Origin of the sequence: Microcystis sp. M165S2 (genome assembly GCF_020245885.1) — a bacterium.
GTDB lineage: Bacteria > Cyanobacteriota > Cyanobacteriia > Cyanobacteriales > Microcystaceae > Microcystis.
Window position 1 is genome coordinate 1 of record NZ_JADBTZ010000007.1, and the last position, 8,610, is coordinate 8,610.

Annotated in this window: 9 protein-coding genes, 1 tRNA gene and 2 pseudogenes; 5 read left to right on the plus strand and 7 right to left on the minus strand. The window is 42.3% G+C overall.

The features are described from left to right. Positions 1-367: 367 nt before the first annotated feature. The 3 genes from IM479_RS22925 to IM479_RS00295 all read left to right on the plus strand — a co-directional run bounded on the left by IM479_RS22925 (position 368) and on the right by IM479_RS00295 (position 2,655). Positions 368-562 (plus strand): TLTLP motif-containing protein, encoded by a 195-nt coding sequence (locus tag IM479_RS22925; RefSeq protein WP_502692592.1) that lies wholly within the window; start codon positions 368-370, stop codon positions 560-562. A 578-nt stretch (positions 563-1,140) separates the two neighbouring features. Further along, entirely contained in the window at positions 1,141-1,650 is a 510-nt protein-coding gene (locus tag IM479_RS00290) for an inorganic diphosphatase (RefSeq protein WP_004162542.1), read from the plus strand. 321 nt (positions 1,651-1,971) lie between these two features. After that, positions 1,972-2,655, plus strand: a complete 684-nt coding sequence (locus tag IM479_RS00295; RefSeq protein ID WP_287076561.1) for an N-acetylmannosamine-6-phosphate 2-epimerase — start codon at positions 1,972-1,974, stop codon at positions 2,653-2,655. On the opposite strand, the pseudogene IM479_RS00300 reads toward IM479_RS00295, so the two are convergent. Next, positions 2,652-2,777, minus strand: a pseudogene (locus tag IM479_RS00300) (DUF4164 domain-containing protein); the annotation flags it as partial. The gene IM479_RS00295 and the pseudogene IM479_RS00300 sit on opposite strands and share 4 nt — an antisense overlap. 173 nt (positions 2,778-2,950) lie before the next feature. On the opposite strand from IM479_RS00300, the gene IM479_RS00305 reads away from it, so the two are divergent. Further along, complete coding sequence (locus IM479_RS00305; protein ID WP_287076563.1) at positions 2,951-3,079, plus strand: hypothetical protein; 129 nt, start codon at positions 2,951-2,953, stop codon at positions 3,077-3,079. Positions 3,080-3,168: 89 nt separating this feature from the next. Here the strand turns inward: IM479_RS00305 and IM479_RS00310 are convergent, their stop codons facing one another. The 3 genes from IM479_RS00310 to speB all read right to left on the minus strand — a co-directional run bounded on the left by IM479_RS00310 (position 3,169) and on the right by speB (position 5,318). Further along, positions 3,169-4,218 carry a Rieske 2Fe-2S domain-containing protein gene (locus tag IM479_RS00310; RefSeq protein ID WP_287687877.1) on the minus strand — a complete coding sequence of 350 codons (1,050 nt, stop codon included), beginning with the start codon at positions 4,216-4,218 and terminating at the stop codon, positions 3,169-3,171. An 80-nt stretch (positions 4,219-4,298) separates the two neighbouring features. Then, a tRNA-Val gene (locus IM479_RS00315) sits at positions 4,299-4,372 on the minus strand. A 46-nt stretch (positions 4,373-4,418) separates the two neighbouring features. After that, positions 4,419-5,318: an agmatinase gene (gene speB, locus IM479_RS00320; RefSeq protein ID WP_287687876.1), complete on the minus strand. Its 900-nt coding sequence runs from the start codon at positions 5,316-5,318 to the stop codon at positions 4,419-4,421. Positions 5,319-5,589: 271 nt separating this feature from the next. On the opposite strand from speB, the gene IM479_RS00325 reads away from it, so the two are divergent. Next, positions 5,590-7,362, plus strand: coding sequence for a lipoxygenase family protein (locus IM479_RS00325; RefSeq protein WP_287687874.1), 1,773 nt, complete (start codon positions 5,590-5,592; stop codon positions 7,360-7,362). Positions 7,363-7,460: 98 nt separating this feature from the next. On the opposite strand, the gene IM479_RS00330 is transcribed toward IM479_RS00325, so the two are convergent. The 3 genes and pseudogenes from IM479_RS00330 to IM479_RS22465 all read right to left on the minus strand — a co-directional run. Continuing rightward, the gene (locus tag IM479_RS00330; RefSeq protein ID WP_287687872.1) at positions 7,461-7,955 is read right to left on the minus strand and encodes a helix-turn-helix domain-containing protein; all 495 of its coding nucleotides are present in this window, start codon (positions 7,953-7,955) and stop codon (positions 7,461-7,463) included. Positions 7,956-8,190: 235 nt separating this feature from the next. Continuing rightward, positions 8,191-8,541 (minus strand): HepT-like ribonuclease domain-containing protein, encoded by a 351-nt coding sequence (locus tag IM479_RS00335; RefSeq protein WP_149976750.1) that lies wholly within the window; start codon positions 8,539-8,541, stop codon positions 8,191-8,193. Further along, positions 8,531-8,610, minus strand: a pseudogene (locus tag IM479_RS22465) (nucleotidyltransferase family protein); the annotation flags it as partial. The pseudogene IM479_RS22465 and the gene IM479_RS00335, both read right to left, overlap by 11 nt.

Here is an 8,610-nt window from a genome sequence, read left to right on the forward strand (position 1 = left end):
CGGACAAGCTTTTCTGAACGGAACCCCCTAAGCCGAGTTTTCAAGGTGCTGTCCGCCCACTTGGTTTTCGAGACGGTCTTTTTAATTCTAACGTAAAGCCAACCTAGAACGGCGGGGTTTCCCACCCAAAATTTTCGATGATCTGGAGAGATCGTCAAGAAAAGTATCAGAGGGAACTCCTGGAAAAAAATGGGTAAAATATAATTAGTAGGGGGAATATTGCTGTTAATGTTTCGCTTTCTAACGAGACGTTAACCAAGCCCAAAGGCAAAAAATAGCAGTAATTTGCTAAAAGCTCAAGGCCGATAGCTTACTGCTCTATATATCTCTCGTATTCTTTACTTGTCGAGTTCAACACGACCCCTTTATGGAATCAAGCAACCCGTCAGGGAAGACTTCCGAACCTCCTAGTCATAGGTGGGCCAATTTACTCGGAACCATGATCGCAATTCTGACCCTAACGTTACCCTTGTTAGCGATTGGATATAACTCCACGCCTAACTATACCGAAGAACCCCTTACCGGTAAAACATCCTACTCCCTAACGAGGCAAATGAGGTGACAGAATTGAGATAGACGATTGCCAAGGTAAAAAATTTTTTCTTCGTCCCGATCCCCCTTATGGGTAAAATTTGGATCGGAGTTAATTAAAGTGTGTTTTAATTTTGCTTGCGCTTTTAGGTGACTCTAAAGGCGCTATCTCAAGGTCGCGAGAGGACTCCCGTTAGAGCCGCCCTTGCTTAACGGGAGATCAATCGCAACCAAAGTGAAACTAACGCGGTAGCGTTTCCACTTTCGAGGGATTTCGCTAGAATACAGAAAGCGGTAAAGCGCGTAAAGTATCACGGAAACCTCTCGCTCCTTTGTACCTCGGAACAAATATCGCCCTTGAAAATGTAATGGTGACGGGTCAAGCAGCATAGAAGCTTAACGGCTAAGGTCAAAACAGCCCACAAATAAAATTCAGAGCCGTCCGCCGCCGGACAGTCGGTAGACGTTAAACTAAAACGCTTGTGGATTCGGTCTGACGGGGGCATAGTCTTCCGATTGTGTCTAGTTAAGAGGAGTAGAAGCAAGAATCTCCCGTCACAGCGTAGCTTGACGGCGAGAGTGTCAATGTCTTGTATTTGGAGAAAGCTTGTGGATTTATCGCGCATTCCTGCCCAACCGAAACCCGGTTTAATTAACGTTTTAGTGGAAATTACCGCCGGTAGTAAGAATAAATACGAGTTTGATAAGGATTTAAACGCCTTTGCTCTCGATCGCGTTCTCTATTCTTCGGTACAATATCCCTGTGATTATGGTTTTGTTCCCAATACCCTCGCCGATGACGGCGATCCTTTAGATGGTATGGTGATCATGGATCAGCCTACTTTCCCCGGCTGTGTGATTACGGCGCGCCCTATTGGTATGTTAGAAATGATCGATGGTGGTGATCGCGATGAAAAAATTCTCTGTGTTCCCGCTAAAGATCCTCGTTATGCTGAGGTAAAATCCCTCAAAGATGTCTCTCCCCATCGCTTGCAGGAAATCGCCGAGTTTTTCAAAACCTATAAGAATCTAGAGAAAAAAGTCACAGAAATTCTCGGTTGGAAAGATGTGGACGCAGTAACCGCTTTAGTTGAACAGTGTATCGCTGCTTATAAGTAATCTCAGTCCAAAATCAGTTATCAGCTATCAGATTTGAGTTTTAAGTAAACGATGCTCAGTAGACATAGACCTAATATTATCCCAAGGCTAAAAGTTTTTCTGCTTAAGAGATTTGTCCGAATAGAAATGGTTTTAATTACTTCATATTTTTTCAATATAGCAACGAAAGATCTATGTCTCAATTAGCGAACTATTTGTTAGTACACAAGAGAAAAGTAAGCTTTGATTGGGTTATAATTCTTGGAGATGTCTATTGACAAGTTTGGCTCTCTTTTCACTGATTACTGCTCACTGATAACTGAAATCCCCACACCCCAATTTATGCGAATAGAAACCTTAAAATCGGGTTTAATCGTCTCCTGTCAAGCGCCAGTGGAGTCATCTCTGCACGATCCTGTAATTATTGCCGCCATGGCTCATGCTTGCGTGGATAGGGGTGCTTGTGGGGTCAGAATTGATAGTCCCACTCATCTGAAAGCCACCCGTCAACAATTGCCGGATATACCGATAATTGGGCTCTGGAAACGCAATTATCGCGATTGTTCGGTATATATTACTCCCAAATATCAAGATGCTCTCGCTATTGCCGATGCGGGTGCAGATATAATTGCCTTGGATGCTACCCCAAGAAAGCGTCCTAATGATGAAAATTTAGCCACAATTATCGATCGTATTCATCAGGAAACTGGTAAATTAGTCATGGCAGATATAGACTCGATCGAAAGTGCTATTTATGCCGTGGCAGCCGGTGCTGATATTGTCGGTACAACTCTTTACGGTTACACAGAAGCAACTAAAAATCTGCCACCGCCGAGTTTTTCTTTCCTAGAAGAATTAGTTAATAAGTTATCAGTTCCTGTTATCTGTGAAGGAGGAATATCGACTCCAACAGAAGCAAAAAAAGCCCTCGAAGTTGGTGCATATTCGGTAGTTGTTGGCACGGCAATTACAGGGATTGATTTAAAAACTACCGCTTTTTTACAAGTAATTTTATCAAAAGATTAATGGGAGGCAAAAAAACCAAAAAGTTTAGCCGCACCTCCTAAAATAGCGACAACCAAAGCGATTAAAATCCCGCGGTTTGTGAATTGCTGATAGGCAATCCCTGCGGTCAATCCGTTAATTTTTTCCTTACTACAATAGCCAAAAACCCTTATCCAGCAATGGATAAACCCGTTAACTTTTCTTAACGTACCCATGTTTATTGTAATATTTCTTAATAGACAGGGATGGATCATATTTGCTAAAAAGGAGATCAAGTCAAAAAAAAGAACCCTTGGCAACCTCTCAAAATTACCCGATGATATTATCAAAATTAGCCACAGCAAGAGGATTTAATGGCGAGACTTGTAGCCATAGTTTAGGACAATTATTAGACTTAGAGAAAGCCTTAGATTTATTAGAGGTTTCCCTGATTTGTACCCAGTAACTGGGCATCAGAAATTCTCTTAATCCCTCCTACAGCACAGGTTATGACCTTGTGTCAAAGGGCAAGTCCAGTAATAAAATGATCAAATTCTAACTACGCCACCGTAAAATTTGTGCTTTAATGGGGTTGACAAAATCCCGTTTTTCTGCTTGAGATTTTTCGTATTCTTGCTTGAGGCGATAATACCATTTGGCCTGGGTATCGGCATCATCAATTAACATCAAAGCTGGATGATAACTAAGTCCTTCCTGTTGTTTAATCACCACATCGCGATCCTGTTTAAGAAATTGTCGGGTTAAATAACGCAAAAGAGGGGTTAAAAATGCCAACCAAGGAATCGTATAGTATAAACTTTGATGGACTTCGCAGTGATTTTCATCGATGGGAGTAATTGCCGTAAAAGCACAGGCCAAATAGCGATCACCTCGTAGTATTTCTGTACGCACCGAGGGCAATTCAAAAACAATTTCAATCGATACCTTATTACCCAGAATTTTATAAGGTTTCGCACTTACGGGCATATCATAGGGGGCAAGACGAAAACCGAGGGGAACTGGTTCGTATTGTTTTTCTTTGACCCGAAATTTGCGCGGACCGCTGCGCCACCACCAAGAAGTATGAACGTAGGGACCGTGGGCCGGATCCATCAATCCCACCACCGCATGGTCAATATTGCAGTCAAAAGTGATAGTTTCGGCTATTTTGGGGGTAAGTTTGCCAAAATCGCTAATAATCGGCACAGGAGGCAGATTTTCTCGATTAATTTCCCTTTTTGAGTCTGCCGGAATAAACACCCAGATATGACCTTGTATTTCGCGACAGGGATAACTGGTGACACAAATTCGGCTAATATCAAGGCGATCGTGTTCGGTTAATGAGGGTATCTCAGAACAAACGCCATCGCTAGTGTTAAATTTCCAGCCATGATAGCAACAGTACACCCCATCCCCTTCAATCCAGCCATGGTGCAGCGGAATGCCGCGATGGGGGCAAATATCCCGCAATGCGAACACTTCTCCATCCTCTCTCCTACCGACAACAATCGGTTCACCTAGCATTTTTTTGGCCATTAGCTGACCGGGTTTCAGTTTATTTGCCGGTGTGGCCACATACCAAAAGTCGCGCAGTAAGCTAGTCATAGGGTTTCTCTGGAGAGCTTCGATCGTTCATCCTATCATCAGAAATGAAGGTTATGACCGGGACTAGGGCAGATAATTTATGGACGTAACTGGATTCGAACCAGTGACCCCATCGATGTCAACGATGTACTCTAACCAACTGAGCTATACGTCCGCACGGATCGCTATTATAACACGATTGCTCCTAATTAGGCAAGCCCCTAGGCAGTAAATTGATAGCCAATTAACTTATAAATTAACTTGGCAGTGGTAAATTCCGAGACCACCGAATCACTAATCGGGGCCAATTCCATCACATCGCAGCCAATCACCTGATGAGTTTGGAAAAGACGACGGAGAAAGCCTAGGGTTTGATGCCAACTTAACCCCCCCGGTTCCGGGGTTCCCACCCCCGGAATTAAAGCGGGATCAATGCCATCCACGTCGATAGTTAAAAATACCTTCTCAGTCGTAATTTTGGCGATCGCTTTTTCGATCCAATCGGGATCACCGGCGATATCTCGATCCCAAATCACAGGAATCTGCTGTTTAGCGATTAATTCCGCTTCTTCTCGACAAATAGCCCGAATTCCCACGGGTAAGGTCGGTAAACCCATTTCTAACACCCGACGCATCACACAGGCGTGGTTATGGTGGGAGCCTTCGTACTCAAAACGCATATCGCCATGGGCATCAATTTGAACCACCGTAAAAGGTTCCGATAAAGCTTGCTGGTAAGCTTGTACTACTCCCGTAGTGATAGCGTGTTCACCCCCGACGGCGACGACAAATTTATCATCGGCGATTAAACGAGAAACTGTAGCTGTGGTGACGGCTAACATCTCCTCGGCGGACAATTGCGGTTGCTGACGGGTATCTGCGATCGCCTCATGGGTATAGATGCCCACTTCTAAACAGGTTTCCCTCTTAAGTTCCTCGTCATAGGCTTCCAGTTGTTGGGAAGCGGTAATCACCGCCGCCGGCCCGGTTTCACAACCCTTACGATAGGTGGTGGTGGCCTCGTAGGGAATCGGCAGGATCACGGCCTTAGCTGTGGCGTAAGTGGCGATCGCTTCACTACCTAAAAACTGTTCGCTACCGGTGGCGCAAGACAATAACATGGGCAAGTCACAGAAAATTTTAGTCCAATCTTTTATTATAAATATTTTGACTATTTTTGTCTATTACAGCCTTTCTCATCAACCTGATTGGAAAACCGAGGAGTTTTTAATGTTGATATTCCTGTTCTGATATTTGTAGATGAAAAAGAAAGCCAGATATTGAGGATCAAAATGGGCGATAGGGAGAATAAATTATTAAAAAATGTTTATAAATCAATGTAAAGAAGAAAAACACGGTACGATCACTTAAATTTCTTCAAACTTGATCAGAATGGTTAATGCCCCTCTTACCACCCCTTGTCTGCCCCAAAATGAACTGGATGCCAATCGTCGGGCTGATTCCCTTAATCTTCAACGGCAAGCCTATAGATACGACTATCAGTATCTCCCACCTTTAGTCCTCATGGAATCCGTGCCTGCATCGGAAAACTTTTCCCTTCAATACATTACTGAACGGTTGGCGGCAACTGCGGAACTACCCGCCAATATGCTGGCTGTCAAAGTCAAATCTTTTTTAGATCCCCTCGATGAGCTACAAGATTATGAGGACTTTTTTGCTATTATTCCCTTACCTAAAATCGCCAAAGTCTATCAAACCAATGATGCCTTTGCCGAACAACGTCTATCGGGAGCTAATCCCCTAGTATTACGTTTACTGAAACCAGAGGATGCTCGCGCCCAAGTTCTCAATCAAATCCCTAGTTCTAAGACAGACTTCGAGCCATTGTTTCAGGTAAATCAAGAATTAGCGGCGGGAAACATTTATATTGCCGATTATACAGGTACGGATATTAATTATCTCGGTCCGTCTTTGGTTCAAGGGGGAACCCATGCCAAAGGGCGAAAATATTTACCGAAACCTAGGGCCCTCTTTTGGTGGCGGAAAAGTGGCATCAGAGATCGGGGCAAATTAGTTCCGATCGCTATCCAATTTGGGGAAAACACGGAAAAGCTTTATACTCCTTTTGAGAAAAACCCCCTTGCTTGGCTATTTGCCAAAATTTGTGTTCAGGTGGCCGATAGCAATCACCACGAGATGAATTCCCATCTCTGTCGAACTCATTTTGTCATGGAACCGATCGCGATCGGCACAGCACGGCAACTGGCAGAAAATCATCCCCTCAGCCTTCTGCTCAAGCCGCACCTAAGATTTATGTTAACGAACAACCATCTGGGACAAGAGAGACTGATCAACCCTGACGGGCCGGTGGATGAATTATTGGCCGGCACTTTGGGAGAGTCGATGACACTGGTTAAGGATGCCTACGGAAGCTGGAATCTTCGAGACTTTGCCTTTCCTAGAGAAATAAGTAACCGGGGTATGGATGATACGGAACGACTACCCCACTACCCTTATCGAGACGATGGGATGCTGATTTGGCAGTCCATTAATCAGTTTGTTTCTGATTATCTCCATTATTTTTACCCAAACCCCCAAGACATCACTAACGATCAAGAATTGCAAGCATGGGCCAGAGAATTATCTAATTCTGCGGCCAATCAAGGGGGTAATGTGAAGGGAATGCCAGCCAATTTTACGGCTGTGGAGGACTTAATTGAAGTCGTTACCACAATTATTTTTATCTGCGGGCCTCTGCATTCTGCCGTTAACTATGGTCAGTATGATTACATGACTTTTGCCGCTAATATGCCCTTGGCCGCTTACCGTGATCTTCCAGAAGCGATTAAGGATAGTACAGGCTCAATAATCGGAGATGCCAGAGGATCAATTACCGAAAAAGACATTCTTCAGCTATTGCCTCCTTATAAAAAAGCGGCCGATCAGTTACAAAGTCTGTTCACTTTATCCGACTATCGATACGATCGATTAGGCTATTACGATAAGGCCTTTCAAGAACTTTATGGCCGGAAGTTTGAGGAGGTTTTTGCCGATCAGGATCGGGCAACAATTACGGGCTTCCTTCGACAATTTCAGCAAAATCTCAATATGAACGAACAAGAGATTGATGCTAATAATCAAAAACGAGTCGTCCCTTATTCCTATCTAAAACCCTCTCTAATACTCAATAGCATCAGCATTTAAGCTTAGGGCTATTTTATCCCGAAAAAATCCCCTGCCTTTAGGGTGGGGCTTTTTTATTAGTCAGTCCAGCGTATCTACACATTGCCTTCGGCAGCGCATTAATTAGGTTGCTTAGGTTTTTCAATTTGCTCTTTAACTAATTCTAAGGGAAGTTTTAATACTCTAGCAATTTGTTCGACGGTTAAGCCTTCCTTCATCAATTCTGTGGCGATTTCGAGTTTATATTCTTCTGTAACATTATATTTTTGTAATTGATTTTCTGGTAGTTGATTACAGATATTACCTTCGCTAATTTGGATTCCAAATACATTATTTTTAGCAATATTATAATAATATCTTCGCAGACTAGACTTGAGATTAGCTTTATTAACTTCTTCTCCTAGAATTTCCGATAAGGTTTTCCATAGCTTACCGGCTACATCCTTGACATATTTCTCGGAACGATGATGATTTTTAGCGATTTCTGTATATTTTTGGTGATTAATCACCCCTTCTAAGATTTCAGACTGAACATCATCTAAATTCTCTCCTGTATAGGAGAAGATGAGATTATCAACAGTTGTAATTAAAGAGTGAATATCAAAATTGTTCATTTTTACACACAGAATCAAGATTAATAAGCTTTTACCTGACATTATATGACATTATCAGGTGTACGGTCAATTTAATATTATTTTTAGATTGAAGTTATTTGTCTTAATACTGCTTTATATAGCTTTAAAACGCTCTCATTCCCTCGAAAAAGAACCCACTAACGTTGGTTAAATTGCCTTTTGGTATAACTCATTCCCCCTTAATTTTAAGTAAGTTGAGGGGGATTTTTATAGATTAATTTTCGGCTTCATTTTCTAAAATTTCCTGTAATTGTGAACGCAATGGAGTTAGATTATTTTCAATCGTCCGCCAAGCAATTGCCAATTCTACCCGAAAATATTCATGAAAAATGACATTTCGCATATCTCCCATTAAACGCCAAGGAATTTGAGAATAACGCAATTGTATCTCACTAGGAATATTTCTAGATGCCTCACCAATAATTCCTAAATTATAAAGAACTGCTTTAAGAGTCACTCGATTTGAGCTAAAATCTTCAAAGGTCATATTAGTCGTCCATTCCAAGATTTCATCAATGGATTCAATAATATCTTGAAGACGAAGTTGCCAATCTCTAAAAGGCATTAATCACATCCTTTAATACAGGTTGTCGTAAATGTTCTTTTAAAGAATCTTGAGTACCTAAATCAACAG

Coding starts and splice junctions, on each gene's coding strand:
- IM479_RS22925 (WP_502692592.1), top strand. CDS start 368: ATGGAATCAAGCAACCCGTCAGGGAAGACTTCCGAACCTCCTAGTCAT.
- IM479_RS00295 (WP_287076561.1), top strand. CDS start 1,972: ATGCGAATAGAAACCTTAAAATCGGGTTTAATCGTCTCCTGTCAAGCG.
- IM479_RS00305 (WP_287076563.1), top strand. CDS start 2,951: ATGATATTATCAAAATTAGCCACAGCAAGAGGATTTAATGGCGAGACT.
- IM479_RS00310 (WP_287687877.1), bottom strand. CDS start 4,218: ATGACTAGCTTACTGCGCGACTTTTGGTATGTGGCCACACCGGCAAAT.
- speB (WP_287687876.1), bottom strand. CDS start 5,318: ATGTTATTGTCTTGCGCCACCGGTAGCGAACAGTTTTTAGGTAGTGAA.
- IM479_RS00325 (WP_287687874.1), top strand. CDS start 5,590: ATGGTTAATGCCCCTCTTACCACCCCTTGTCTGCCCCAAAATGAACTG.
- IM479_RS00330 (WP_287687872.1), bottom strand. CDS start 7,955: ATGAACAATTTTGATATTCACTCTTTAATTACAACTGTTGATAATCTC.
- IM479_RS00335 (WP_149976750.1), bottom strand. CDS start 8,541: ATGCCTTTTAGAGATTGGCAACTTCGTCTTCAAGATATTATTGAATCC.